This window comes from Paraburkholderia sp. NMBU_R16 (assembly GCF_013282575.1).
Taxonomy (GTDB): Bacteria; Pseudomonadota; Gammaproteobacteria; order Burkholderiales; family Burkholderiaceae; genus Trinickia.
Window position 1 is genome coordinate 1 of the sequence record NZ_JAAAYE010000218.1, and the last position, 1,111, is coordinate 1,111.

The following is a 1,111-nucleotide window of genomic DNA, read 5'->3' on the forward strand; positions in this document are numbered from 1 at the left end:
TTGTAACATACCTCGGAATGCGGACCTTGACGTGGCCTCAGAGCACCTTGTCCGCATTACCCATCCTTTCCACCCCTTTAGTGGGCGGCAACTTCTGTGTATTGGTGAGCGCTATAACCGGTCTGGCATGCGTCTGTTGCTGAGGGTCGACGACAAGAGCTATTGCTCCGTTCCTCCGACGTGGACCGATGTGAGCGCGCCTGATCCCGAAGTCGCCATCGGTCGAGATCGAGCGCCGTTCACGGTTGCCGATTTAATGGAGCTTGAACTTCTGGTGAGACGCCTCTTTTCGTGCGGGGATGCCGAGAGCTCTTCGTCATTGTAAGGTGAATTATGCCGCATGTGTAAGGGAATTAATGCCGCGATGCAGTGTTGATCGCTTTCGATATTGACTTTTTGTGGCGCATATAATGGCACGTACTGCATAAAACAAGAGCTTGACAAGATCCGTATTGCGGCATAATTTAATTACATATGTGGGCAAACTCTTGGAGCGAACGTGCCAACGAACGAACGCAGGCGCTCGAAGACCGATGTTCTCGCGGAGGACGGCACGCTGAATCCGACGCCGGAGAGCGTTCTGGATCCGAAGTTCCGCGAAGGCGGATTCTTCGATCCCCACGATGCCGTGCAGGTCAAGTACGAGATGTTGCGCCGCGTCTCCGTTGAGAAGGCGTCGGTGACGGAGATCTCCGACGAATATGGTGTTTCTCGACCAACCTTCTACCAGGCGCGGGCGGACTTTGAGCAAGGCGGGATCGCAGGGTTGGTCCCGAGGAAGCGAGGACCACGCGGTCCACACAAGATACAGGGTGACGTATTGGCCTTTCTCAAATCGCAGTTCACGCCAGGAGAGCCGATTCGGGCTCGTGAACTGGCTAGGCTAGTTCACGAGGAATTTGGTCTCGATGTACATCCGAGAACGATCGAGCGTGCCTTCGGTGTAAAAAAAACGGCGGAATAGCGCGATCCGATGCTTGGCCGTTGGTAGTTTCATCTGCAATCGCTGCGCAATACGAAGTGCTGCGTTCCGCCGTGCTTGGCGAGGCCCTGCCCGCAGAAGCGCGTCGCGGACTCAGCGTCCTTCTTGCTCGAGGCATGTGGGCGTGGG

The 1,111-nt window shown here is 55.9% G+C and carries 2 protein-coding genes; both read left to right on the forward strand.

Features of this window, described 5'->3' with window-relative positions; genetic code table 11:
- The first annotated feature begins 31 nt into the window (after window positions 1-31).
- Complete coding sequence (locus GWC77_RS30430) at window positions 32-325, forward strand: DUF5372 family protein (RefSeq protein WP_173262770.1); 294 nt, start codon at window positions 32-34, stop codon at window positions 323-325.
- A 174-nt stretch (window positions 326-499) separates the two neighbouring features.
- Window positions 500-964, forward strand: a complete 465-nt coding sequence (locus GWC77_RS27930) for a helix-turn-helix domain-containing protein (protein WP_173262773.1) — start codon at window positions 500-502, stop codon at window positions 962-964.
- Window positions 965-1,111: the final 147 nt, after the last annotated feature.